This is a genomic window from Jeotgalibacillus sp. S-D1, assembly GCF_004358665.1.
GTDB lineage: Bacteria > Bacillota > Bacilli > Bacillales > Jeotgalibacillaceae > Jeotgalibacillus.
Genome location: NZ_SMZR01000006.1, coordinates 107702 through 131548, shown reverse-complemented (window position 1 = coordinate 131548; position 23847 = coordinate 107702). Strand labels below are relative to the sequence as shown.

Annotated in this window: 28 protein-coding genes and 2 riboswitches; of the genes, 9 read left to right on the top strand and 19 right to left on the bottom strand. The window is 42.8% G+C overall.

What is annotated here, in order from left to right:
• Nucleotides 1-23 precede the first annotated feature (23 nt).
• The 9 genes from E2R51_RS16280 to tenA form a co-directional block, all read right to left on the bottom strand.
• Nucleotides 24-1280, bottom strand: a complete 1257-nt coding sequence (locus E2R51_RS16280) for an MFS transporter (protein ID WP_240733114.1) — start codon at nt 1278-1280, stop codon at nt 24-26.
• A 106-nt stretch (nt 1281-1386) separates the two neighbouring features.
• Nucleotides 1387-1794 (bottom strand): NUDIX hydrolase, encoded by a 408-nt coding sequence (locus E2R51_RS16275; protein ID WP_133378149.1) that lies wholly within the window; start codon nt 1792-1794, stop codon nt 1387-1389.
• A gap of 18 nt (nt 1795-1812) precedes the next feature.
• Nucleotides 1813-2250 carry an NUDIX hydrolase gene (locus E2R51_RS16270; RefSeq protein ID WP_133378148.1) on the bottom strand — a complete coding sequence of 146 codons (438 nt, stop codon included), beginning with the start codon at nt 2248-2250 and terminating at the stop codon, nt 1813-1815.
• Between the two features lie 167 nt (nt 2251-2417).
• Complete coding sequence (locus tag E2R51_RS16265; protein ID WP_133378147.1) at nt 2418-3437, bottom strand: ThiF family adenylyltransferase; 1020 nt, start codon at nt 3435-3437, stop codon at nt 2418-2420.
• Nucleotides 3434-4201, bottom strand: coding sequence for a thiazole synthase (locus E2R51_RS16260; RefSeq protein WP_133378238.1), 768 nt, complete (start codon nt 4199-4201; stop codon nt 3434-3436). Before E2R51_RS16260 ends, E2R51_RS16265 begins: the two co-directional genes overlap by 4 nt.
• A gap of 4 nt (nt 4202-4205) precedes the next feature.
• On the bottom strand, nt 4206-4409 hold the full coding sequence (gene thiS / locus E2R51_RS16255; RefSeq protein ID WP_133378146.1) for a sulfur carrier protein ThiS: 204 nt from the start codon (nt 4407-4409) through the stop codon (nt 4206-4208).
• A complete protein-coding gene (gene thiO / locus E2R51_RS16250; protein WP_133378145.1) occupies nt 4406-5539 on the bottom strand; it encodes a glycine oxidase ThiO in 1134 nt (377 codons plus the stop codon). Before thiO ends, thiS begins: the two co-directional genes overlap by 4 nt.
• Entirely contained in the window at nt 5536-6138 is a 603-nt protein-coding gene (locus E2R51_RS16245; RefSeq protein ID WP_133378144.1) for a thiamine phosphate synthase, read from the bottom strand. The genes thiO and E2R51_RS16245 overlap by 4 nt, the downstream gene beginning before the upstream one ends.
• A 15-nt stretch (nt 6139-6153) precedes the next feature.
• Nucleotides 6154-6837, bottom strand: a complete 684-nt coding sequence (gene tenA / locus E2R51_RS16240) for a thiaminase II (RefSeq protein WP_133378143.1) — start codon at nt 6835-6837, stop codon at nt 6154-6156.
• Between the two features lie 92 nt (nt 6838-6929).
• A riboswitch (TPP riboswitch) is annotated at nt 6930-7031 on the bottom strand.
• 379 nt (nt 7032-7410) lie between these two features.
• Here tenA and E2R51_RS16235 point away from each other — a divergent pair.
• Complete coding sequence (locus E2R51_RS16235) at nt 7411-7788, top strand: hypothetical protein (RefSeq protein ID WP_133378142.1); 378 nt, start codon at nt 7411-7413, stop codon at nt 7786-7788.
• 256 nt (nt 7789-8044) lie between these two features.
• On the opposite strand, the gene E2R51_RS16230 is transcribed toward E2R51_RS16235, so the two are convergent.
• The 5 genes from E2R51_RS16230 to E2R51_RS16210 all read right to left on the bottom strand — a co-directional run bounded on the left by E2R51_RS16230 (nt 8045) and on the right by E2R51_RS16210 (nt 13379).
• Nucleotides 8045-8497 carry a GNAT family N-acetyltransferase gene (locus tag E2R51_RS16230; protein WP_133378141.1) on the bottom strand — a complete coding sequence of 151 codons (453 nt, stop codon included), beginning with the start codon at nt 8495-8497 and terminating at the stop codon, nt 8045-8047.
• Nucleotides 8498-8509: 12 nt separating this feature from the next.
• Nucleotides 8510-8974 carry an NUDIX domain-containing protein gene (locus tag E2R51_RS16225; RefSeq protein ID WP_133378140.1) on the bottom strand — a complete coding sequence of 155 codons (465 nt, stop codon included), beginning with the start codon at nt 8972-8974 and terminating at the stop codon, nt 8510-8512.
• Between the two features lie 83 nt (nt 8975-9057).
• Nucleotides 9058-11541: a glycoside hydrolase family 13 protein gene (locus E2R51_RS16220; RefSeq protein WP_133378139.1), complete on the bottom strand. Its 2484-nt coding sequence runs from the start codon at nt 11539-11541 to the stop codon at nt 9058-9060.
• A 228-nt stretch (nt 11542-11769) separates the two neighbouring features.
• A complete protein-coding gene (locus E2R51_RS16215; protein ID WP_133378138.1) occupies nt 11770-12531 on the bottom strand; it encodes a class I SAM-dependent methyltransferase in 762 nt (253 codons plus the stop codon).
• A gap of 23 nt (nt 12532-12554) precedes the next feature.
• Nucleotides 12555-13379 (bottom strand): MBL fold metallo-hydrolase, encoded by an 825-nt coding sequence (locus tag E2R51_RS16210; RefSeq protein WP_133378137.1) that lies wholly within the window; start codon nt 13377-13379, stop codon nt 12555-12557.
• A 295-nt stretch (nt 13380-13674) separates the two neighbouring features.
• On the opposite strand from E2R51_RS16210, the gene E2R51_RS16205 reads away from it, so the two are divergent.
• Complete coding sequence (locus tag E2R51_RS16205; protein WP_133378136.1) at nt 13675-13980, top strand: MerR family transcriptional regulator; 306 nt, start codon at nt 13675-13677, stop codon at nt 13978-13980.
• A 99-nt stretch (nt 13981-14079) separates the two neighbouring features.
• Nucleotides 14080-14541, top strand: a complete 462-nt coding sequence (locus E2R51_RS16200; RefSeq protein ID WP_133378135.1) for a DUF4306 domain-containing protein — start codon at nt 14080-14082, stop codon at nt 14539-14541.
• Nucleotides 14542-14615: 74 nt separating this feature from the next.
• Here the strand turns inward: E2R51_RS16200 and E2R51_RS16195 are convergent, their stop codons facing one another.
• A complete protein-coding gene (locus E2R51_RS16195; protein WP_133378134.1) occupies nt 14616-15686 on the bottom strand; it encodes an NAD(P)H-dependent flavin oxidoreductase in 1071 nt (356 codons plus the stop codon).
• Nucleotides 15687-15721: 35 nt separating this feature from the next.
• The gene (locus tag E2R51_RS16190) at nt 15722-16963 is read right to left on the bottom strand and encodes an MFS transporter (RefSeq protein ID WP_133378133.1); all 1242 of its coding nucleotides are present in this window, start codon (nt 16961-16963) and stop codon (nt 15722-15724) included.
• A 171-nt stretch (nt 16964-17134) separates the two neighbouring features.
• Between E2R51_RS16190 and E2R51_RS16185 the strand changes: the two genes are divergently transcribed.
• From E2R51_RS16185 to E2R51_RS16170, 4 genes are all read left to right on the top strand, one after another.
• Nucleotides 17135-17617: a hypothetical protein gene (locus tag E2R51_RS16185; protein WP_133378132.1), complete on the top strand. Its 483-nt coding sequence runs from the start codon at nt 17135-17137 to the stop codon at nt 17615-17617.
• A 151-nt stretch (nt 17618-17768) separates the two neighbouring features.
• Nucleotides 17769-17874: riboswitch (SAM riboswitch) on the top strand.
• 363 nt (nt 17875-18237) lie between these two features.
• Nucleotides 18238-19251: a methionine ABC transporter ATP-binding protein gene (locus E2R51_RS16180; RefSeq protein ID WP_133378131.1), complete on the top strand. Its 1014-nt coding sequence runs from the start codon at nt 18238-18240 to the stop codon at nt 19249-19251.
• Nucleotides 19241-19912 (top strand): methionine ABC transporter permease, encoded by a 672-nt coding sequence (locus E2R51_RS16175; protein WP_133378130.1) that lies wholly within the window; start codon nt 19241-19243, stop codon nt 19910-19912. The genes E2R51_RS16180 and E2R51_RS16175 overlap by 11 nt, the downstream gene beginning before the upstream one ends.
• Before the next feature lie 16 nt (nt 19913-19928).
• The gene (locus E2R51_RS16170) at nt 19929-20750 is read left to right on the top strand and encodes a MetQ/NlpA family ABC transporter substrate-binding protein (protein ID WP_133378129.1); all 822 of its coding nucleotides are present in this window, start codon (nt 19929-19931) and stop codon (nt 20748-20750) included.
• 176 nt (nt 20751-20926) lie between these two features.
• Here E2R51_RS16170 and E2R51_RS16165 read toward each other — a convergent pair whose 3' ends face one another.
• Nucleotides 20927-21460 (bottom strand): GNAT family N-acetyltransferase, encoded by a 534-nt coding sequence (locus E2R51_RS16165; protein ID WP_133378128.1) that lies wholly within the window; start codon nt 21458-21460, stop codon nt 20927-20929.
• 236 nt (nt 21461-21696) lie between these two features.
• Here E2R51_RS16165 and E2R51_RS16160 point away from each other — a divergent pair, with 236 nt between their 5' ends.
• Nucleotides 21697-21921, top strand: coding sequence for a hypothetical protein (locus E2R51_RS16160; protein WP_133378127.1), 225 nt, complete (start codon nt 21697-21699; stop codon nt 21919-21921).
• A gap of 149 nt (nt 21922-22070) precedes the next feature.
• Here E2R51_RS16160 and E2R51_RS16155 read toward each other — a convergent pair whose 3' ends face one another.
• Entirely contained in the window at nt 22071-22370 is a 300-nt protein-coding gene (locus E2R51_RS16155; protein WP_133378126.1) for a hypothetical protein, read from the bottom strand.
• 113 nt (nt 22371-22483) lie between these two features.
• Nucleotides 22484-23194: a nucleotidyltransferase domain-containing protein gene (locus E2R51_RS16150; RefSeq protein WP_483299955.1), complete on the bottom strand. Its 711-nt coding sequence runs from the start codon at nt 23192-23194 to the stop codon at nt 22484-22486.
• A gap of 198 nt (nt 23195-23392) precedes the next feature.
• Between E2R51_RS16150 and E2R51_RS16145 the strand changes: the two genes are divergently transcribed.
• Complete coding sequence (locus E2R51_RS16145; RefSeq protein WP_133378124.1) at nt 23393-23845, top strand: DUF2243 domain-containing protein; 453 nt, start codon at nt 23393-23395, stop codon at nt 23843-23845.
• Nucleotides 23846-23847: the final 2 nt, after the last annotated feature.

The following is a 23847-nucleotide window of genomic DNA, read 5'->3' as shown; positions in this document are numbered from 1 at the left end:
GCAGGGGTTTTTTCTGTAAAAGGTTATGCTGCGCCTTTGCCACTCTTCTCTTCAAAAATTACCTTTTCCACAGGATGCACCATCATTTTAATTAAGTATAAAACGGCGATCAGGCATAAAAAAGAAAGAGAAATAATCGTAAGCCGAAGGGATAGAAGATCTGCAATGATTCCCATACCAAGCACAAAGATGATCTGAAAAAAAGAGGTAATAACACCATACAGGCTTGTCACCCGGCCCATTAATTCAATCGGTACGTTTTGCTGGTACCAGGTGGTGTATCCGGTATTCGAAAAAGCATTAAAGAAACCGAGTACAACAAAACCTGCTGCAATCATAGCAAACGACTGGCTGAATGCATACAGAACGTAACCGGCAGAAACCAATAAAAACCCTCCGCCGAAAAGCTGTTTAACGGTTAGGTATTTTGCAAAAAAAGCTACTGTAAGTGCGCCTAAAAGAGCACCGGCACCAGTAATACTCAACAGAAGACTGTATTCTACTTCACTGAGCCCGATTACCTGCCTTGTAAACACAACCTCCTGCGCGTCCATTGCAAACGTCGAAATCAAGATCAGCAGGTTTAGCCCAAGCACCATGGTAAACAGCTTATGGTCTTTTCCGAAATCTGCAACGATTTTAAAATCCTGAATAATAGCGTGAAATGATAAAGATTGCAGACCGGATGTTTTCTTTTCGTCAACGTCCGGAAGCCATACCAGGATGAGCGCCGACAGCAAAAAAGAGGCGGCATTTATCCAAATAGCAATATTGACTGAACTCATCATAAACAAGACGCTGGCTATTGCGGGTCCGATGATAAAAGCACCGGATGACGTTAAAGAATAAAATGAATTAAACTGTTTTCTTTTATCTTCCGGTACCAGTACAGTGATGTAGGTTAATGATGCGGGAGCAAAAAATGATTTTGCCATGCTGATCAACCATAATAACAGGTAAATCCCCCATATAGAGGTCATCAACGGGATAAGGGCAACAAGGAGAAAACGAATAATATCTGTCCAGATCATCAGCCTCCGTTTATTTGCCCGATCAACCATACTTCCTGCCCAAAATCTTGTGAAAATGGCTGCGGCAGGTCCCACAATCCAAAGGCCTGCTACCGCAGCAGCAGAATTTGTCATCTCTAAAACCAGCAAGTTGATGGCAACCAAATAGATAAAGTCACCAACTGTTGACAGTCCCATGGCGGCTAATAGCATTGCGGGAAAACGCCAGCCTTTCCACCTCTGTTTTACTACCATATTATCTCCCTTCATCCCTCCATTTCTTATTCCATTCTTTCTTATAAAATCGAATTCCTGCTATTCTGCTGCAAAACGTATGGACATACTGTGAAAATAGCAATAGGCAGGTCGATTGCCATCAAAACTCAACATAAAACGGATGCATGGATTCGTCCAGGCAATGCTCAATTCTTCGCCTGAAATTCTTCCACGTCACCATTTGAAGCGCATCATTAATTGGAAAAAAACCAACCTCCAGACTTTCCGGCGAGGTTGTCAACTCCCCTCCTACAGCTTTACCCAGGAAGAGAGTATTGCATATTGAACCATTTACATTCTGATAAATACCGCAAAACCTCGTAATCTCAATATCCAATCCGCACTCTTCTTTGGTTTCCCTGATTGCAGCATCCCTTATTGACTCTCCTTCTTCCACCTGTCCTCCAGGCATTTCCCAGCCTCTGCGCGGCCCTTTAATCAACACGATCTCATTTTTATCATTTACGATTATGGCTGCTGCTGACACGATATGTTTTGGAGGATACATTCATCATCACCGTCCCTGCTATTTAATCAGTTTCTTAATTTCATCTTTTAACCCTGTCGGATATACCACAAACGAATCTCTCCATACATCCTCGAGATCAATCCATTTGGCTGTTGTTTCTTTTCCTTGTTCACTTACTATAAATAATTCTTTCTCATACAGCCGTTCATCTTTAAATGAGACAGCATATAGCTGAGTGATTTCATGACCTATTTGATCGTCTAATTTGAATATATTTTCTAAACAGGCCAAATATTGATCTATTTCAATATCAGCATTTATTTCTTCTTTAAACTCTCTAACCAATGCTTCACTGGACTTCTCTCCCAGTTCAATCGTACCGCCAATCGGACGGTAATTCGGTCCCGTACCCTGGGAATGCTTCCTGTTCTGTTCTTCTAAAAGGACATACCGGTCCCGCAAAACTATTCCTAATGTATTGGCGCGTGGTCTCATTTCTTTACCCCTTTTCCTACCTATTTGGTCATAAGTATCATCCTATAAAATGGTAGTTCCATAGTATTACCGCTGATACCTTTATTTTTTTAAATTTAACTACATAACATTGTAAAAAGCTGTCCTGACACAAAAAAGCACAGATGCATTACGCACCTGCGCTTTTTCTATTGGGCAACTAATCCACGGTAAAGCTTCGCTGCCTGCTGGATATCCTTGGTTCCATGTACAAGCACTCTTCCGTCCTTAAAGAAAACAAACCGGTGATCAGACTGATGCATGATCAGATAGTCGTTGCGCACGGTTCTGCCTTCTTTTTGTTCGAGCAGTTGCTGAAGCTGATCCAGGTTTCTGGTTTCCTTGTGAACAGGTCGAATCTGCACGGTATCGCGTCCGCAAAGGACGTCTGTCTGAATGGCAGACTCCTGGATATAGGGATAGGTCGGGTTTTCTCCACAGGAGGGGCAGTCGGTCCGTTTTAACTGATCGACCTGAATGGATTGATGCTGGTAATTCCATAAGTCAAAGCTGATCAGCTTCCTGCGAAGCGACTCTTTTCCATCCACTAATAATTTCAGTGCTTCTGCTGTCTGGTGGGCTGTTATCAAATGAACGATCGGACTGATCACACCGGCAGTATCGCAAGTTGGGCCTTGAAGCGGCGCAGACTGCAGCAGGCAGTGAAGACACGGTGTTTCACCTGGAATGATCGTATAACTCATGCCATAACTGCCGACGCATGCCCCGTATATCCAGGGTATTTTGTATTTGTGTGCAACATCATTGATCATTAAGCGGACTTCAAACTGATCGGTTCCGTCAAGGATCACGTCGACATCACGATTGACTAAGGCTGCAAGATCACTTCCTGTAACGTCCATCACATGCGCTTCCACTTCCACCTCATGATTGATCCGATGCAGTTTTTCTTTTGCTGCTATTGCTTTTGGCAAGTGATTGGCTGCGTCATTTTCTTCATACAGCAGCTGCCGGCCGAGATTGCTCCAGTCAACGTAATCCCTGTCAAGAATGGTCAGCTTGCCTATACCGGCGCGTGCCAGCATATCAGCGATCGAAGAACCAAGAGCCCCCATTCCCACGATCACAGCATGCTTACGCCGGATTTTTTTCTGACCTTCATGGCCAATGGGCAAAAATAACTCCTGCCTCGAGTAGCGGTCTCTCATGATTCAATCATTCCCGTAACCGGGCTGCTGGCAAAAGCGTGGCTTTTCTTTGAAATACGCCCAGCTTCAAATCCCAGTCGTCCTGCCTCAATCGCTTTTTTCATGGCAAGTGCCATTTTAACCGGCTCTCCGGCTCCTGAGACGGCTGTATTCAGAAGAACAGCATCAGCTCCAAGCTCCATTGCCAGTGCTGCGTCAGAAGGTGAACCGATTCCGGCATCCACAATGACAGGCACAGAAGACTGCTCAATGATCCACTGGAGATTTAAGGGATTCAGAATTCCCTGCCCGGAGCCGATAGGTGAAGCTCCCGGCATAATCGCGTGGCAGCCGATTTCTTCTAATCGTCTCGCTAATACCACATCATCAGAGGTATATGGCAAAACAATAAAACCTTCAGCCAGCAGCATTTCGCACGCGCGCAGTGTTTCAACGGGATCAGGTAAAAGGGTTTTCTGACAGCCGATTATTTCTACTTTCACCATGTCGCACAAACCACTCGCGCGGGCAAGCTTAGCTGTTTGTACTGCCTCTTCAGCAGTTGACGCTCCTGCCGTGTTTGGAAGCAGCGTATATCTTTTGCGGTCAAGCTGTTCCAAAAGATCAGGCTGGTTTTTATCAAAGATATCCATTTTACGAACTGAAAAGGTAAGAATGTCTGCCTCTGATACTTCAACCGCTTTTTTCTGCGTTTCAAAATCAGGATATTTTCCAGTACCAAGCAATAAGCGTGATTGAAAGGTTTGATTACCGATTTTTAACATCATGTCATCCTCCTCCTACAAATTGAACAAGCTGAAACTGATCTCCATCTTTTATTTCATGTGTTCTGTGGTCCGTGTGATCAATGACGGTTTTATTTAATTCAACCATTACGATTCGATCCGTCAATTCAAAGTGTCCGAGCAAATCCTGAACCACTTTCACATCATTAGGAACGATAATAGCGTCGCCGTTTACTGTAATCTTCAATTGAATTCACTCCCTGCAAATGATTGATTCCGGTTCAATCGAAAGGCCGTACGCCATGCTTCATGAACCTCTGTTCCTTCAATAAGATCCGCCATAAAAGTGCCGGTTGCCTGAGATAACAGAATGCCATTTCGATAATGACCTGTCGCAATCCAAAGATTAGAGTAGCGGGGATGCACGTCCATATAGGGCAGCGCGTCGATTGTTTGAGGGCGAATGCCAGCCCATGCTTTCTCCCAATGCGCATCTTGTAAAGCCGGCACCAGCTCAATTGCCCGCTCCATTAAATAAGCGATTCCTTTTGCAGTTACTTTTTCGTTGAACGTGTGGGCAGTTTCTGTTGCCCCCACAAGAAGACGTCCCGCTTTTTTTGGAACAATGTAGCAGCCTTCTGTGAATATGGTGGACTGAAGCAGCGGCTGATTCATGGTGACAGAGAAGCATTCCCCTTTCACCGGATAAGCCTCAAGTGAAACTCCAGCTTCCTTTAACAATCTGGCACTCCATGCCCCTCCGGCTACTACAACGTGATCACAATAGATGGGACCGGTATTTGTCATGACACCGGTTAATTTTCCGTTTTCCACAAGAAAAGACTCAATCTGTGTATACTCCAAAAGTTTTGCACCCAAGTTACTAGCTCCATGTGTATAAGCTGTGGATAACATCGGGGCATTTATATGACCATCTTTCGGTATCCACATCCCTCCTGTGTGAACTGTGGAAAGAGCAGGCTCATAGCTTGCTATCTCTTCAGCTTCTACCCACGAAACCTGCTCCTGCTCCGGCAGCAATGACAAATGCTTTTTTAATTGTTTAGCCTCTTCTTCGCTGCGGGAAAGCTTGATCATTCCTTTTTGCACCAATTCAATGTCAATGCCAGTTTGTTCCTTCAGCTCCTTATGAAGAAGCGGAAATTGGTTTTTGCTGGATTGAGCAAACGAATAGAGCGAAGATGCCGGATCAATTTCTGCCTGTGCACCAAGCATGCCTGCTGCAGCACTTGAAGCTTTCTTACCAGCTTGTCCCTGGTCAGCAAGTACGACACGTGCGCCCCTTTTTGTCAGTTCATAGGCAATGGAACTGCCGATCACACCAGCTCCAACGATTAAGACATCTGGCGTAGTCATGTGAGCTCCTCCTCTTTGTAAGCTTGAATCGCAGCTTGCGGGTCTGCAGCCCCCATGACTCCAGATAAAACGGCCACCCCAGCCGCACCAGCCTGTTGAATCAGAGGAACGTGATGAGGTTTTATCCCGCCGATCGCTATCACCGGGATGGGACAATGGTTGACGACCTGCTCCAATGCTGATATTCCTTTTGGTTCCAGGCCCGGTTTGGAGCCAGTTTGAAAAACATGTCCAAAGAATACATAATCCGCGCCTCCATCAGCTGCCTCCCTTGCTTCATCCACCGAATGCACAGATACACCTGTGCGGATGTCCGGCCACGTCTTTTTTACGTCCTGTATTGGAAGACTGTGATAGGCCAGCTGGACTGCAAGACCGCGTGCAAGGGCTACATCAATGCGGTCATTGATGACGAGTTTTGAAGCTGGCACCCCTCGATGGAGTAATTCATCCACATACAAAAGCAGGTCACGGGCAGCAGCTGTTTTTTCCCGTATGTGGAAATTATCCACAACTTTATGCACAGCACTTGCGGTTTCAACCCAATTTGAATCGGTTTGTCCACATGTGGATAACAAATGATACTGAAAACTGCCCATTTCACCCCTCCTCCTTTACCGCGTATGAAGAGCCGGATTCTCCACCGGCCATGATTCCAGTGAATAAGCCATTTCCCAAAATGCATATTCATATTGGCTGCTGATTAAAAAGTGCTGCGTCCAGCGAGCCAAATCTTCCTCGGATGCTTTTTCTGCCAGTTCATCAAGTCGTGCAATTTGTTCCTCTACAAGCGAACGGAACCAATCACCGCCGTAAGTTTCGATCCACTGCTGATAAATCGGCTCTTTGGGAGAACAGGCTTTTAACCGTTCACCAATTTCGTAATAAAGCCAGTAGCAAGGCAGAAGACCCGCAATAATGTCGCCCAGGCTTCCCTGTCCGGCACGGTACATATGGGAAGCATATGCGTAAGCAGTCGGCGCCGGTTCAAAATTGGCTTTATCTTCATCTGTAATGCCTAAAATGGCAGAAAATCCTTCATGGAGAGACAGCTCCGCTTCAAATGTTCCCTGAGCATGAATGGCTAGACGATTTGTAGTAAATAGATCGGTTGCTTTCACAGCCCCTAAAGCCTGCACCTTTGCAAAATGGGTTAAGTAATAGGCGTCCTGCATGACATAAAAACGAAAGCGGTCAAGTGACAGCGTGCCATCACCAATTCCTTTAACAAAGGGATGGTCGAAGCTCGCCTCCCAAATATGATCTGCTTTTTTACGGATTTCTTCTGTAAATGACATTTGTAGATCTCCCTTCAGGTAGCTGATTAAACGCAAAAAACCACTTCCTCATCGTTGAGAAAGTGGCGGCTATTCGTCGTTATGAATATTCGGTCTGAAAGCCTCCACTTCCCTACGCTAGTACAAACTAGATCAGGTTCAAAGGGTCCGGAATACTTCCGTCTCAGCCAAAAAAGGCTCCCCCAGCAGAATGACGATATGAAATTGGTGGTTACTTGCCCCTATCGTACCACGTTCCAGTAACATGTCAAATAAAGAACATTTTTCTAATTTTTCTCAAGGTAGATTTTATATTGCTCCTGAGCCGGATGTCGACACAAGAAATTTATTTACATTTTTAACAATTATTATAAATAAATTGGTATTATTAAGCTGTAGGAAGTGATCATCATTAACGTCGTGTTTAACCAAATGAGGAAAAATTGTTTGTTTTACAAATAAACGACCATTTGCATGTTCAATTATTTTCGAAAGGCAAGAAACTTGAGAAGATGTTCGCAACTAGGATAGATAGTTGAAGTTTTATTAAACAATTGTTTTTCTCAAGGTACTCATAAGAAAAGGGTGATGACTTTGGTAAATTTTTTTGGCAAATCAAAAGATAAAAAACAAATGCAAGAAGACCAAATACAAGAAAATCAATTTGATAACATTGTTTTATCTACCCTACCTACTTGCAATAGACCTTTTGAAGTAATTGGTTTAGTAGCGTCCCGCACTGCCGAGTCTGATTTTGGACTAAGAATTTTTACCGAGGATATTCGAAGGTTTGCCCATAACTTAAACGCAGATGCAGTGATTGGCATCACTTTTCAAACAGGCGGGTTAAGTGACTCCTTTTTCACGAGAGACTATGATGCTTCTGCCTTTTTTGTCAATACTGATAACGAACATCGATACAGTAGAGTAGTTAGTACTATGATTGGCACTGCAATTCGGTACATCGATTAAATACTTATATGCATTTCAAAGATCAAAACTAAATCGGTAACACGATTATGATATTCGTTGTATTATGAATACTCATTTCCATTTTTACGACCAGCTAATTAAACACTTAGGTTCATTGGAGCGGAAGGCGGCGACTCCTGCGGGATGTAGCGGGAAAGGTGAGACACTGAAGATGCGGAGCATCAAAGGGGCTCACCCCCGCCCCGCGGAAAGCGCCGCCTGAAGCGCAAATGAACCGGTCTATATAAAGAACAAGTCACTGCTCTCTCTTAAATAAAGTTATTGAAAGAGACGGATTAATAACAGTCTCCTTTACCGGAGAAAAACCATTCTTTTGATAAAAATGTACAGCAGGTTTATTTTTTGTGCCGGTTGAAACGATGATGCTTTTCATATCCTTTTGATCCTCGATTACAAAATCAAGCAGCTTCTGGGCAATCCCCTTTCTAAAATGATTTGGATGTACAATTAGCCGATGGATATCGATTTCTTCTTTTTCCGTTTTAAATGAAATCGCGCCGCACAGCTCCTGATCGATAAAATAACCGAAGAACGTTTCTTCACAATGCATCAACGACTCTACCGTGTCACGCAGAGGCGGCAAATCCTCATAACCAATAATTTCTGCTTCTACCTGATAGGCCGGCAGTTGAAGACGAAGCAACTCTTCAGCTGTTTTATAATCGGCAGCATTCATTCTTTTGATCATAACGAGCCTCCATTAATTTATATCCCCTAAATAAACCGCACTCTTTATCCCTTTGCTATAATCAATCACTTTTTTCCGGATCGACTGAGGATAAAGTCTGTATGAAAACAGTGTCGATAAAGGCAGCCACTCCACACCCAATTGTCCCTCATCCGGAATGCTTCCTTGTTTTAACAGGGGATGTTCAGTTATCAGTTTACAACTAAACATATATTCGATTTGATGCACCCGGGAATCAAATGCTTTATGCTCATGGTTCTTTCCTATATATTCGCGAATGAACAGCAGCTCCCCTGCTTCAACTTCCTCTCCCGTTTCTTCCATGCATTCTCTTATTACCGCCTCAGTAAGCGTTTCGCCATGCTCCTGCCCGCCCCCTGGTAAAATATAATAATAACCTTCGTCATCTTTCTTTTGTATGACCAGCAGCTTTTCATTTTTAAGTATAATGGCCTTTGCTGAATTTCGAATCTGCATTTGGCATCCCCTTTTCTATTAAAACAAAAAATAAATCAGAACTCCGCATCACACAAAGTTCTGACTTTTTCAAGCTAACCGCTTTAGTTTTTGCCCCAGCCCAAATTTCCTTTTTCGAGTTTTCCGCTTACTTCATATACAGCAAATGATTCAGCAGGCATCAACACGTTCAATTTTCCTTTTGCCGCTTTAATTTCCTTCTTATCCAGTGCGTTTGTCAGCTTTACGCCATGCAGTAAATGCTGCCCGTATATCTTGTTTATAGAAAGGTTGCTTTCCTTGCCTTTATTAATGACGACGAGGAACTTTTTATTTTTATCCGTACGCTCGTACACCATGACATCATTTGTGACGACAATCTCACTAAATTCACCTGTGCGAAGCGCTTTTTCTTTGTTTCTTAATTTGATTATATCCTGATAAAAAGTCTTCAGTTCAAGATTCTGGTCTTTTTCCTCCCATGGCATCATTTCACGGAAATAACGATCCTTCCAATCACTCACTTCATTATGATCCTTACTTTGTGAAAGCCCAACCTCTGTCCCGTAATAAATCGCAGGAGTGCCAGGGAGGGTGAATTGTGTTCCGGCGGCAAGTTTCAATTTATCCACATCTCCGCCAGCCTCGAATAAAAACCTTGGTTTATCATGGTTGTCCAAAAAGGAAACCATCGCATATTCTTCTGGGTAGGTTGAAAGATTATCCTTAATTGTGCTGCTTAGCTCTTTCATTGAGTTACCTTTGGCAAAAACATTTACCATCGTATCCGACAGGCCAAAATCAAGTGCACCGTCTAATTTCCCTGCATAGGAATTGATTTTTTCACGAGTATCCCAGACTTCACCGAAAATGAAGGCATCCGGATTCAACTCCTTTACAGCATGACGGAAATCCACCCAATAACTGTAGCTTGGCCCTTTGGCGTAATCCAGCCTGAAGCCGTCAAAATCCAGCTCACTTAACCAGTAAGGAACGACATCGTTTAAAATATAGTCTCTTGTCTCTTTATTGTCATTATTCAATTCAGGCAGTTCATCAATGCCATAAAAAGTATTGTATTTCGACGGCCATTCTGTAAACGTGTACCAGTTATAATAGGGACTGCCTTCCCCTTTTGCTTTTGCATCCTCAAAGAATGGATGACTGCTTGAGGTATGGTTCGGAACGAAATCATACACAACCTTCAATTCTTTTTCATGCGCTTCCTCGATCAGCTCTTTCATGACTTGTTTATCGCCAAACCGATGGTCGATTTCCTTAAAGTCGGTCGGGTGATAGCCATGGGAATAAGGGCCTTCGAACACTGGCGAGATCCATATCGTATCAACACCGAGCTCTTTAATGTAGGAGATTTTTTCTTTAACACCTGCAAGATCTCCGCCCATCCAGCCTTTTAACCGCTCATCATAGGGCAGCTCCGGATCAACCGGTTCATTATTCAGCGGGTTTCCATCACGAAATCTGTCCACAAACACATGGTAGATCGAGGCATCTTTAGCCCATTGAGGAGAGGTAAACTTATCAACATAATAAGCAAATTCCGTTGCCTTCTCTGCACTGAAACTGTTGGTATCAGCAAACTGGGAGCCTTCTCCTGCCTCATCCCAAACGTCAATTTTATATTTTACAGGCGTTTTTTTGTCTTGTTTTGGAATCACACCTGAAAGCACAGAAGTGGTTAATCCACTATCATTTTGTTTTGCTGATTGGACTGTCAAGGGGACAACAGAGCCGTTTTCCACTTCTCCACGCTTGCCTTTAGGAGAGGTGCCGTCTGTTGTAAAATAAATTGCTCCCGCATTAATAGGACCATAATGATCAACGGTTACGGTGCCTGTCACATGATCTTTTTCAGTTGGCAAAAATGGTGTGTGGTTAAAATCATGGGTTACTTTTTCAGCAACAGGAACAGCTTCCCATCCTGTAACGGTGTCTTCAATCAGGGTACCTTCTTTTGAGAACACTGCACTGCGTTTTTCTGTATTGGATTCTTTATACTGTGCTGCTCCGAGCCCGTATTGATACGTAAATTCATCACCGGGATTACCTTCAATTTCAATTGTCCATTCGCGGTCTTTTTCTGACTTTTCAAGAGGAGTCAATTCGTAGTTAAAGCCGTTCAAACTGGTAGCAAGGGTTGGAACTGCCCATGTGGGAGTTGATTCAGGAACAGTTACATTTAATGTAACGCTTCCATCATAGCCATCTGATGATTGAACATCAATTCTGCGATGATCCTGCGGATAAAAAGTGAAAATATAGTTTCCATTCCGGTCTGGAGTGAAAACCAGATTATCTCCTCCCATCCATTCCCCGTCATAAACGTATTTAAATTCAATTTTTTTCCCGCCTGTCAACGGAATCGGGCTGCTTTGCCAGGCCTGTTTTTCCGGATTGTAGGTCAATGGATTATTATTCGACCCCCAATCAAGAGGTGCTTCACTTCCCCGGATGACCACAGAATCATACGGTCCATTTTCAGCCTGAGCTGTAGCGGATAAAAAAGGTGCAGCAATGAAACTGAAAAGCAGGGTAAAAACCAAAAATACAGCTGACATACGTTTCATAAGCTATCAATCTCCCTTATATAAAAATAGTGCAATCGTTTGCATTTTGGGATAAAAGAATGTTGGAGATTCTAAGGATGACTGCCAAAATTAACCTCTGCACAAAATAAACGATACCATAATAATAAAATATTGAAAGCGTTTTCAATTAAAATGGGTAATCAGTCCTTTTTGTTCAGTAGATAGTTAGTAAAGAAAGAAGTGACGGACCCTTCTTTCTTTACCCAGTTATTCTCTCCGCACTGCTTCAAAGGTATATGCCTGATCTTGTCTGGCCGGCTCTTCCATATAGGTGTAGTCTGCCGAACACGTAATAGAATGAAATCCTGCCTTTTCCAGCATCAGCTTAAATTCCTCAACTCCATACCACCGGATCAAGAACTTCTGAAGCTCGGTTTCAACTAATTTTCCCGCACTCCATTTTTCATATTTTAAGTAGGACAGGGTATATTGGTTAAGCCAATCCAGCTGGGCAGATTTGTTTTCCAGCGTAATCCCATCACCATCAGGCAGCGGAAAAGCTGTGGTCGATAGTGTCCCCGCCTTAAAATGACAGGGCAAAAACAAATCAATCAGAATTCGCCCTCCAGGATTAAGATGCTCATAAAAGCAATCCAATGCGCTTACTGCTTCCTCTCTTTGTTCCAGCAAACCAAAAGTTCCCGCTGGCAGGATAATGGCATCATACTTTGACGGCAGGGAAAAATACTGGAGTACCCCTTCATAAAGATCGGGATTCAGTCCGCGCTTTTCACACTGCTGTCTGCAAAAATCCAGCATGTCCTTTGAGTAATCAATTCCATCGATTAAAAAGCCTTCCTCAAGTAAGGGGATAAGCATTCGTCCAGTTCCTGCTCCCGCCTCAAGAATTCGTCCCCGGCACCCCTTCAGTCTTTCTTTATAGTATTCTATATCCCCATCGATCGAGTGGCCTACAGGCTTTGTATGCTGATAAACCTCAGTACTCAGTTTTCCGTAATTACTGAACATATAACTCTCCTTCACACCTGAGATTATGTTTTAAACAAATTCCCTTCCAAAGCTTTTATATATCGCTCGGCAGACCTTTGAACCGCTTGTTGAGCGTCCTCTTTCACTACCCGGTGAAAGGCATTATACAAGCGTTCAAATGACAGCTCACTTGTTTTTGATGCAATGCGGCTGACAATGCCAGCAGGCAATGGAATGAGATTTGGATAGCTGTACATAAAGCTCACCCACTCGCGGTCAGCCACTACCTGAATAACATCGCCGGTAAGCAGAATTCCCTTATTATTAAAGCCGCTCTTCCAGTGCAGAACTGCTCCGCCTTTAAAGTGCCCTCCAAGACGATAGAGAGATAGACTGTCAGTCAGATGCAGCACTTCCCCCGACCAGTAAATGATCTTTTCACTCGGTCTTGTCACCCATTCCTTATCATCTTCGTGGATGTAAATGGGGGCATTAAACTCCTCTGCCCATTCTGCCTGAGCAGAGTAATAATGGGGATGAGACAGTGCAATGGCATTAATTCCGCCTAATTGATTTACCTCTGCGATTGTTTCTTTATCTAAATAAGAAATACAATCCCACAGCAAATTAAATTCCTTATCCTGCACCAGGTAAGCAGTTTGCCCAATACCAAAGGCCGGAGCAGTGGTGATGCTGTATAAGGACTCTTCCTCAAAAAGAATTTCATTGCGGTACGTACCGCTCTCCCTCATCTCCGCCAAAGTGGTCCAGGATTGGCCTTTTGGACTCACGTATTGTCTTTCTTCTTCACAAATTAAACAATGTGCAGGAGGCTTCTCACTTGCTGAATATTGAACCCCGCATGTACTGCATATATATGAATTCATTGCACACTTCCTTTTCTGTCTATTGTTTCCATCTACTTAATAATATGAGCTATTCTGAATTGTCTTACAAGTAAAAGAGAACATGATGATCAAACAAACGTTTAATAGAGATATTGTGTTAGATTATCTTACAATTACTAATCAATTTAGACTAAATTTCATAACAATAATTGATTAAATCGACTGATTTATTAGAATAATTTAATAAATGTTAGGTTTCATAACATCATTTTCCATTTTCTATGTTATTATAGTGAGGAACCATCATTACTTTTTATTGAGGGGGCATTGAACCTTGACTTCAATTAAAGATAAAAAGGTGATTACAATCGGAATTGTCCATGAAATGACAGGGTTATCCGAACGTAAAATCCGTTATTATGAAGAACGTGGACTAGTTTTCCCCGACCGCACTCCCCGCGGTACAAGAAAGTATTCTTTCTCCGATATTGAACTCTTAATGGAGATCGCCAACAAAAGAGAAGAAGGCGTACAGACCTATGAAATTAAACAGGATTTAAACAATAAGAAGAAAAAGGAAGAATACAGGGACGAGATGATTCGCGGACAATTAAATGCTCAATTTAATATTAGAAAATAATAAACTGCCTTTCCCCTTAATCAGGAATCATTTAAGATTTACATATGATATACTATTAACATAATTTTTCCATATCGTTAATGAACAGGAGGATGATTGTTGAAAACAAAATTAATCCTTGTCATGGGGGCCTCTGTCATCTTTTTTGCGATGAGTGCATTTTTCAGCTGGTACGAAGGGAGCTCACTTATCGAGGACTCCATGCAATGGAACGAAAATGCAGTTATTTCGCAATCTATACACGGCGCTATTGTTTCACCCGACCAAATTACCGAAATGGATTTTTTCATTCACTCAATTAAAACAGGTTCAGTTTTCCCTGTTGGAATGGTTTTATTTTTCTTTACATTTTTGTTTGGTCTATTGCTATATATCCACAAAAAGGCGGTTACCTTTTCAGGCATTGCTCTATCAGCCGGAACTTTGATTGCTTCTAGTTTTCTTACCCCTTTGGAACCGGGGACTAAAACCTTTATGTGGAGCGTCATCTTATTATCCGTTTTGTTCGCCTCAACATTTTCTTATCTTGCATACAGGCAAAATAAAGAAAACATTGCATAAAAAAATCAGCTCCTTTAGGGCTGATTTTTTTTATTTTCATGAAAAGCAACTGAACTTTCATCCGCCAGCGGCATTCACCAGTTAAGAATTCTTTGTGCTTGCTCTGTCACTGAATCGATTAACTGTGCCGCAGTTTGTTCTTTCGCAAGCATCGGACTCTGTCCTGACCAAAGCGACATGCAGTCAGGGTTTCCCTGCGAGGATGAAGCGCTGCGAATCGCTTTTGTCAGCGTATTTTGAACAGGAAATACAGGTACATCCAATTGGCTGTGTTTCATTTCTTCTATAAAACGATTGTGGACTCCCCTCGCCCATTTACCCGAGAATGCACGCGTCATGACAATTTCATCCTCCCGTGCTTCAAGTACAGCTTTTTTATGAACAGAAGAAGCCCCGCTTTCTGAGCAGGTTAAAAATGCCGTTCCCATCATAACACCCTTCGCTCCAAGACAACGGGCAGCCATAAGGGCCCGCCCATCCATAATTCCACCAGCTGCAATAACAGGAATCTCAATGCTGTCAACAGCCTGAGGGATAAGAGACATCAAACCAATCATACTTTCTTTGGCATCTGGCAGAAAAGCACCTCTGTGGCCTCCGGCTTCACATCCCTGCACCACAACCATGTCCATTCCCGACCTCTCGGCTTCTATCGCTTCACGGACGGTAGCAGCAGTACCAATCAGCACAACACCATGCGCTTTTAAACGTTTAATGACCTCCCCGGAAGGAAGCCCGAACGTAAACGAGCAAACACCGATCTTTTCTTCCAGTACAATATCAATTAATTGGGCAAATGTCTCAGCCTCTTGCTCGCAGTCAGGGATGTTTATTTCCTGTTCCTCAAGTTTCAATTGGGTGCGAAAAGGCTTCAATAGCTCTTGAGCATGTTGAATATCTTCCTGAGTTGAAGAAAAAGGCGACGGGACAAAAAGATTTATACCAAACAGGTTAGAGGTCCGTTTTTTTATATCTCTAATCTGATCCCGCAAACCGGATGGACTCATATAACCAGCCCCAATCATTCCGAGCGCCCCTTTGTTTGAAACAGCTGCGACCAATTCGGAAGTGGTTACACCCCCTGCCATCGGAGCCTGGATAATTGGATATTCCAGCCCAAGGCGATCCGTTAATTCATTTCTCATTTTCTTTTCCCCTCACCATCCACTTAGTCTTGTTATTACGTTACTTTTACTCCCGGAAGATGCTGATTTTTTTCAAGTAAACCCCTGTACAAAATCAGTAATACTGAAGACAGCAAAAGCAGCCCTGCAGAAAGGAAAAAGATAAACCTTGCGCCATGCAAATCGGTTAAATAGCCGAAAAGCAGCGTTGATACGCCGAAGGACGCAAAATAAGCTGCTTCCTGCGCCGAGTATACTTTAGGCAGGAGCGCTTCTCTAACATTGGTTTGAATCAGCGTTTGCTGTGCGATTCCTTTAAGCTGACTTGCAAACCCGAACACTGCGGACAGAAATAAAGCAATAAAGGCATTGTCTAAAAAGCCAAATACAAGTGTAACGAGAGCAAGAACGACGGCCCCTGCACTAATGATCCGTTTTATATGAGATTCCAGCAACTGGGCGTATTTTAACCCAAGAATACCTCCAATGAGGAGTCCTGCAAAAAAGCTGGCGTTAATATACCCCCACCACGCTTCCCCTGCATGCAAAACCTCCGCTACGTAGACATACATAATGGCAGCGATCCAGACAACGTTTGCTGAGCTTTCAATTACCTCAGTTACACTGATCAGCAAAAGATAGGGCGTCGTCCAAATTGTCTTCCACCCTTCCTTGAATCCCTTAAATTGATTTTCTTCCTCTCCTGTACTCGAATTTTTTCTTTTTGTTTTTTCAGTCCGAACAATCATCAGCATGAATAGTGTTGACAGGATATATAAAATAAAAGTGATCCATACCACCCAGGTTGCACCTATGATCGAAACCAAGACAGCTCCCAGCGGCCACATGCCCAGCTGTACAGTTTGGTCAATTACCGCAATAAAGCTATTCGCTTTCACCAGCTCGTTTTTTTCAACTAATCTTGGAAGCAGCGCATTTCTTGCAGGACTTGCCCAGCCATCCAGAAAAGCAATTGCTATAACAAAGATAAAAAGAATAGAAACGGTGTCTTCCCGCATGTAAAAGTGTAAAAAAATAGACAGCACAAATAAAACTGCGGTTTTGCCCAATTGTGAGACGGCCAGCAGCTTCTCCAATTGAAAACGATCCAGCAGGAGTGGAGCAATCAGTGCACTCAAAAACCTCGCTGCCATACTGAAAAATGGCAGCATTGCCATATACACGGCGGAACCGGTTATGATATATAAAACAGAAATCAATCCTGCGATATATAAAATATCCCCCGCGTTTGCAGCCGTCTGGCCGGTCCATAAAAAACGAAACGATGTTTTCCCCATATAAAACGCTCCTTTTCATTATTCAGTTGTATGGTTTTAAAGGGGGTTCTACATCGGACCGGCTCTCCTTTTTACTAAATTGATGCTCTCATTCTATCATATTTATGATAATTATGATTTATTACTTATTAGAGCTTCAGGTAATTTGAGATTATTGAGGAGGATCGATCAATGAGCAAAAAAGATTTATACGAGGAATTCCTTAGAGTTGCTGGAACGTTTAATCAGGAGCTGGGTATTACCCCTGTACTATACGGCTCTTTAGGCCTTCAAAGAGTAACCGGCCTGGATTTTTCACCACAGGACATTGATCTTTTAGTCCCGGTGGTCTATTTAGAAGAGAAATGGGAAGAACTGCTTCGAATTATGGAGAAGCTGGGTTACAAAATGACTGATTTGCATGAGCATGAGTTTCGAAAAGAGAAAATAAAAATCGGCATTGCCTATATGGAGGATTTGCTTCCTTTTGCAGGAGTGAATTTCAACCTGCTGGCATTCACGGAGGACTCCGGAGCCCACTATTACACCCTTACAGTCTCTGACTATATCAATGTTTATAGCCAGTCATGGAAGGATGGGTACAGGAGGACAAAAAATAGCGGTAAGGACGAGAAAAAGCTGAAGATACTTCATTCGCTGCTTAATGAAGAATAATAGAAAAAGATAGTACATAAAGGTTAGAATTGGATGTATATTTCCTTTTATAACCACTTATTAATCCTTTATTTGAGAATTTTCAAAAAACCTTTGACACCAAGGGCTAAACCGTTATAGTATTTAAACCTAGTAATCCAATTGCATATGGAAGTTATCAAGAGTGACCGAGGGACAGGCCCTGTGACGTCCGGCAACCCCCAGTAAATGGGAAGGTGCCAATTCCTACAGAATGTTTTCATTCTGAAAGATAAACCAGAATCCATTTTCGGTGCCTCTTTCTTAATGAAGGAGGCACTTTTTTTGGACATAAAGAAGGCTATAAAAAGCTTCTTAAAGGGGACCGGTTAATTTCCGCTGCAGGCGGAGGCTTTCCGCGGGGCGTGCTGTGAGCCTCCTCGAGCTTGCAGCTCTGCGGGGTCTCACCTGTCACGCTGCATCCCGCTGGAGTCCCCGCCTTCCGCTCCAATTAACCTAAGCTTTACAATTTACGATACAACCTGAAAAATAGTTGAGCACAAAAAACACCCTTACGAATTAGCAACAAGCGGATCTGCTTCACTTATCGCATCTTAGAGCTAAGTGGCTGCAATTGAAAAAGGAGTGAAAAGGAGACTGCCATGATTGAAATTAAGGATTTATCAAAAGTGTACAAAACAAATAAAGGGACCGTTTCCGGCGTGGATCAGGTAACGCTTTCCATCAAGGAAGGTGAGGTCTTCGGCATCGTCGGGTACTCCGGAGCAGGAAAAAGCTCACTCATCCGTTGTTTGAATTTACTTGAGCAGCCGACAAGCGGACAAATAGAAATAAACGGCACTGACCTTACAAAACTTAAGGGCAGGGAGCTCCGGAAAGCCCGGCTCAAGATCGGCATGATCTTTCAGCACTTTTACCTGATCAGCCAAAGGACGGTGGGGGAAAATATCGCTTTCGCCCTAAAGGCTGCCAATACACCGAACAACAAAATTACGGGACGGGTGAATGAGTTGCTGGAGATGGTTTCCTTAAGTGACAAGAAGGATGTCTATCCCGCTCAGCTAAGCGGTGGGCAAAAGCAGCGTGTGGGAATTGCCCGGGCGCTTGCCAATGATCCTTCTGTACTGCTTTGTGATGAAGCCACCTCAGCGCTTGACCCCAACACAACGCTGGCTATCTTACGTTTATTGAAAAAAATCAACCGCGAATTAAACATAACGATCGTCCTGATCACCCATGAAATGAATGTGGTGAAGGAAATTTGCGATCGCATGGCCGTCATGCAGTCCGGCAGGGTTGTAGAAGAAGGCGATGTGTATGATATCTTCTCAGCTCCAAAAACGGAACTGACGAAAGAATTCATCAGCTCCGTCGTTTCATTTGATGTACCCGACTCGATTTTAAAAGCCTGTACCGGCCGACTTATCAAAGTGCTTTTTAGAGGAGATGTGGCTGGCGAGGGTGTTATTACAGATACAATTCAGCAATTTAACGTGAAGGGCAACTTTTTGCACGGATCGATTGAATACATTCAGGATCGTCCCCTCGGGCTGTTTTTGATGGAACTAAAAGGACAGCAGGAGGATATTAATCAAGCCATTTCCTATATGGAAAAAAGAGGCGCACAGGTGGAGGTGACAACTAATGGGATTTGATTTTGCTCATATGATGACACTCGGTCCGGAAATACTTCTGGCGTTCGGCCAGACCCTTTACATGATTGCTATCTCTCTCACTGTAGCAATATTCATCGGGCTGCCGCTCGGCATTTTACTATTCGTTACAGATAAAGGCCTGTTTCTTGAAAACCGAATCATAAAATCAACATTTGGTTTTGTTGTGAATATGGTTCGCTCGATTCCATTTATTATTTTATTAGTGGCGCTTATTCCTTTAACAAAAATTTTAGCAGGCTCAACAATCGGTCCTGCAGCAGCCAGTGTTTCTTTATCGGTTGCGGCCATTCCTTTTTTCGCCCGGATTGTTGAGACCTCCCTGCGCGAAATCGATAAAGGAGTTATAGAGGCAGCTGTTGCAGTAGGTGCCACCCCATGGATGATCATAATTGATGTTCTCCTTCCGGAAGCAAAAGCAAGCATCGTGCAGGGTGTTACCCTCACAATTATCAGCCTTGTCGCCTATTCAGCAATGGCTGGAGTAGTTGGCGGCGGTGGTATCGGAGACTTAGCCATTCGCTTTGGCTATTACCGCTACGATAATACGATCATGATCGTGACTGTGGTCATTTTAATCGTTCTCGTTCAGCTCATTCAGCAGCTCGGCGACTGGACATCTAAAGCAATCGATAAACGATAAAAAAGGAGAGAAAGAAATGAAAAAAAGACTTTTTGGAATTCTTTTATTGGTTATTACCATACTTGCAGCATGCGGAGGAAATGAAGATTCATCTGGCGGCGACGACAAGTCAATCAAACTGGGAGCTACAGCCGGTCCATACAGCGATATGCTAAAGCAGGCAATTGTACCGGGACTGGAGGAGAAAGGCTACAAGGTGGAAATCGTTGAATTCAGTGATTACATCCAGCCTAATAATGCGTTAAATGAAAGTAATATCGATGCCAACCTTTTTCAGCACACCATCTATTTAGAAAATTTCTCTGAAGAAAACAATATGGAGCTGACAGGACTCATACAGGTTCCAACCGCTCCAATGGGCATTTACTCGAATAAATATAGCACTCTCGAGGAAGTTGAGGACGGTGCAACTATTGCGATTCCGAATGATCCTGTGAATGCCGCGCGTACATTCCTAATTTTACAGGATCACGGCTTAATCGAGCTTGACCCCGACGCCCCTGAATTAACCGCCTCTGAGCGCGATATTCAAACAAATTCAAAGAACCTTAAGTTTCAGCCGATTGAAGCAGGCGGGCTTCCCCGAGCAGTTGAAAGCTCTGATTTAGCTGCTGTACCCGGAAACTTTGCATTAGCAGCCAATATGAATCTTTTAGATGCGTTAGAGCTTGAAAATATGCCTGATGAATATCGTAACGTCGTGGCAGTTAAAACCGAAAATGAAGATTCCCAGCTGGCAAAAGATATCGTGGAAATTGTAGAGTCTCATGAATTTGAAGAAACGATTGATGCTGACTTTGAAGGATTTGGAAAACCGGGATGGATGGAAAGCCGTTAAGATAAAACTTTCCCGATTGGAATAAAGAATGCTCTCACGACTGATTTTTCGTGAGAGCATTTTTCTATTTAGAATCACTGTCTTTTTTGTTCGCTTAACAAGCAGCCAGATCGTCACCTGCAGCTGAAAAAAAAACGGTCTCCCGGCAAGGAAAACCGGCGCGGATCATTTTATCGTCACCTTGCGTTTTTCAGCAAGGAATAAACATATGTATCATGCGGCTCGCCGTTTTGGTACATATATTCTTTTAATACTCCCTCTTGTTCAAACCCCATCTTCATCAGCAGGTTCACAGACGCTTTGTTTTCTTTAAAGACGATCGCACCAATACGATTTAAATCAAGCTCTTGGAACCCAAAAGACAGAGCCTTGGATATCGCTTCAGAAGCATACCCTTTCCTCCAATAGTCCGGATGAATTTCATAGCCTATTTCAGCCCGTTTGTGCAGCTGGCGCATATTATGAAAACCAACAGTCCCAATAATACCCTTGGCATCCTGCACTTCAATCCCCCATCGTATCCCCCGGTTCTCCTCAAAGTTTTTTGAATATATTTCTGTAATTTCTTTTGCTTCATTTAGATTTTTTAATGTATCGCGCCCGTAGTATTTCATCACCTCCTCGTTTGATAAATAGGAGTAGATCCCTTCAGCATCCTCTGCATTGATTTCTCTCAGCAGCAATCTTTGAGTTGTTAATTCCGGAAACACAGCGTTTCACTTCCTTATCATTGTGATATTTTCTATCTTTTTACTTTAACATGAATTGGAAAATTCAGATGACAAAAAAACAAACCAGCCCAGGCTAGTTTGTCTTCAGGGTTTTTACCGTATTGTATTGCGGTGACAGGCTGTTTTGTGATCGCTGAATTTTTACCTGCGGGGCTCGGGGAATGAATGATAAATGCAATTTTATAATCGATAAAGCTTGAGAAGTGTTCGATATAATGCAAAACAAGTACGATAAAATGGATATCAGGATCAGGATGATTGATAAAAAGGAAAAGATGATCGATATCTTAGAAAAGTTGTATGATAAATCCACTAAAGTGATCGATATATTGAAAATGATAAGTGATATCTCAAGAAAGAGGAACGGTCCTTTCCGCTGCGGACAAAGACTTTTAGTGGGACATACGGCTGAGCTCCCCTCTCCGCTGCAATTAACTTAATCATTAAAAAAGATACCCTCTCGAATGAAGGTATCCTATCATCGTTTATATCATCTCCATAGACTTTGAAAGTAAACAACAGAAAAAGCCGCAGCTTTATATGTTTTAAGAACTCGGAATGAGTGACCTCACTAACAGCCTCCGGATCGTTATTCTTTTTCTTCCTCTTCCATCCTTTTCATTTCCTGATGGGTCTGAGGGAAGCCATTGGCCTGCCATTCTGATTTAAAGACGGAATCCAGCTTGGTCAATCCCTCTTCTTCTTCCACCTTATCAGCATCGACACTCTCTTCCTGATCTACATCTGCGCTGTTTCTCATATCTGTATCTTCCAAAAATTCAGGCTCATCGGATGAACCACTTCTGATTTTCTTATAACCCGCGACCGCAGCAATAGTTCCTGCTGACACAATTGATCCTGTTATAATTTTTTTCGTTAATTTATTCATAGCGGTTCCTCCCAATTATTTTCAGATTTCTTCACTCTACTTCAATACCCGTTTTACTGAAAAATAAGAAATAATCGGAAAAATAATTAGTTTTACCTGCAACAAAAGTCCTTTTAACTCTTCCCTAAAGAAAATCCGGCAAATAAAAGACCTCCATACGGTTCCAAGCTTTTTTTCGTCATCCTCACAATGTATTCCTTTTGATCAAATGTATAGTACTGGTCAAATGCATAAACAAATTCATCAGCGATTTTACGATCAAACTTTTTTAACGCTCTGACCATCCATTTCGAGTCACCTATCCACTGCAGGTTGGTTCTCAAGATAAATTCACTGACTAAGCTTGCCAGTGTACCCGCAATAAATAACGCCTCAGATCTGTTTTTACTTCCAGTAAAATCGTCTAAAGCATCGGTGATAAAATAACGTTTTAACCGCACTGTTTCCTCCGTCCATTTAGCTGGGCCATTTTCCAGCAACACAATTGCTTCTTCTTTAATTCCTGCAACCGCCCCTTCATCTCTAATCACAATCCCTTCTGCAACCATCTGCGGCATTGAAGGTGTGGCCCTTTTGCAATCACTGGCAAAATACTTTTTGTAGGAATGAAGATTGTGTACAAAGAGCTCGATCGGCCAGCCAAACTCCATTAATGACTCCCGATATGAAGAAGCGATGGTCGGATCAAAAACAACAATATCAAGGTCGGACGTACTCGTTTCCTCTCCTCTCACAACACTGCCTGCCAATAGAGCCCCCTTACACTTCGGAAATTTCTTTTCTATAAATTTCTTAGCCGCTTCTATCGGCTGCTCTCGATCAATGTTCAATTTTCTCACCTCTCAAAAGATTCAACTGCACTTAATGAAGATTGTACTCCAGGATTATGAGAGCGCTTAAATCTTTTTTCTTTACAAGTATATACGATTACAAAAGGTGATTTGGGGTAAAGTGGAAGAAATACGAGATACATACTGAAAATGTTGAAAGAAGAAATTCGAAGCCAGACAGGGGGAATTTAAATGGTAACGAGAGATCAGTCGAACTATTCCGCACGTAATTTGTGGTCAGGATTTTTATTTGGTCTTGGTTTAGTTGCTTTTATTGATGAAACGATCTTTCATCAGCTGCTGCATTGGCACCATTTCTATGATAAATCGACGACTGATATTGGCCTGGTTTCCGATGGGCTGTTTCACGCCTTTAGCTGGTTAGCGACAATCGGCGGTTTATTTATGTTTGCCGATTTAAGAAGAAGAAATGGCTTATGGCTGACCCGATGGTGGGGAGGCGTGTTGACAGGCGCCGGGATCTTCCAGCTTTATGATGGGACGATTCAGCATAAGGTAATGGGGATTCATCAAATACGTTATGTAGACAATGTCATCGTGTACGACATCGTTTGGAATGTCACAGCCCTTATAATGATTATTGCCGGCTCCATCCTGCTGTTCCGAACAAAAAGAAAACGATAACA

Bases quoted from the DNA above. Each gene is read 5' to 3' on its own strand.
- E2R51_RS16280 (WP_240733114.1), bottom strand. From the start codon at position 1,280: ATGAAGGGAGATAATATGGTAGTAAAACAGAGGTGGAAAGGCTGGCGT.
- E2R51_RS16275 (WP_133378149.1), bottom strand. From the start codon at position 1,794: ATGTATCCTCCAAAACATATCGTGTCAGCAGCAGCCATAATCGTAAAT.
- E2R51_RS16270 (WP_133378148.1), bottom strand. From the start codon at position 2,250: ATGAGACCACGCGCCAATACATTAGGAATAGTTTTGCGGGACCGGTAT.
- E2R51_RS16265 (WP_133378147.1), bottom strand. From the start codon at position 3,437: ATGAGAGACCGCTACTCGAGGCAGGAGTTATTTTTGCCCATTGGCCAT.
- E2R51_RS16260 (WP_133378238.1), bottom strand. From the start codon at position 4,201: ATGTTAAAAATCGGTAATCAAACCTTTCAATCACGCTTATTGCTTGGT.
- thiO (WP_133378145.1), bottom strand. From the start codon at position 5,539: ATGACTACGCCAGATGTCTTAATCGTTGGAGCTGGTGTGATCGGCAGT.
- E2R51_RS16245 (WP_133378144.1), bottom strand. From the start codon at position 6,138: ATGGGCAGTTTTCAGTATCATTTGTTATCCACATGTGGACAAACCGAT.
- tenA (WP_133378143.1), bottom strand. From the start codon at position 6,837: ATGTCATTTACAGAAGAAATCCGTAAAAAAGCAGATCATATTTGGGAG.
- E2R51_RS16230 (WP_133378141.1), bottom strand. From the start codon at position 8,497: ATGATCAAAAGAATGAATGCTGCCGATTATAAAACAGCTGAAGAGTTG.
- E2R51_RS16225 (WP_133378140.1), bottom strand. From the start codon at position 8,974: ATGCAGATTCGAAATTCAGCAAAGGCCATTATACTTAAAAATGAAAAG.
- E2R51_RS16220 (WP_133378139.1), bottom strand. From the start codon at position 11,541: ATGAAACGTATGTCAGCTGTATTTTTGGTTTTTACCCTGCTTTTCAGT.
- E2R51_RS16215 (WP_133378138.1), bottom strand. From the start codon at position 12,531: ATGTTCAGTAATTACGGAAAACTGAGTACTGAGGTTTATCAGCATACA.
- E2R51_RS16210 (WP_133378137.1), bottom strand. From the start codon at position 13,379: ATGAATTCATATATATGCAGTACATGCGGGGTTCAATATTCAGCAAGT.
- E2R51_RS16195 (WP_133378134.1), bottom strand. From the start codon at position 15,686: ATGAGAAATGAATTAACGGATCGCCTTGGGCTGGAATATCCAATTATC.
- E2R51_RS16190 (WP_133378133.1), bottom strand. From the start codon at position 16,963: ATGGGGAAAACATCGTTTCGTTTTTTATGGACCGGCCAGACGGCTGCA.
- E2R51_RS16185 (WP_133378132.1), top strand. From the start codon at position 17,135: ATGAGCAAAAAAGATTTATACGAGGAATTCCTTAGAGTTGCTGGAACG.
- E2R51_RS16180 (WP_133378131.1), top strand. From the start codon at position 18,238: ATGATTGAAATTAAGGATTTATCAAAAGTGTACAAAACAAATAAAGGG.
- E2R51_RS16175 (WP_133378130.1), top strand. From the start codon at position 19,241: ATGGGATTTGATTTTGCTCATATGATGACACTCGGTCCGGAAATACTT.
- E2R51_RS16170 (WP_133378129.1), top strand. From the start codon at position 19,929: ATGAAAAAAAGACTTTTTGGAATTCTTTTATTGGTTATTACCATACTT.
- E2R51_RS16160 (WP_133378127.1), top strand. From the start codon at position 21,697: ATGCAAAACAAGTACGATAAAATGGATATCAGGATCAGGATGATTGAT.
- E2R51_RS16155 (WP_133378126.1), bottom strand. From the start codon at position 22,370: ATGAATAAATTAACGAAAAAAATTATAACAGGATCAATTGTGTCAGCA.
- E2R51_RS16145 (WP_133378124.1), top strand. From the start codon at position 23,393: ATGGTAACGAGAGATCAGTCGAACTATTCCGCACGTAATTTGTGGTCA.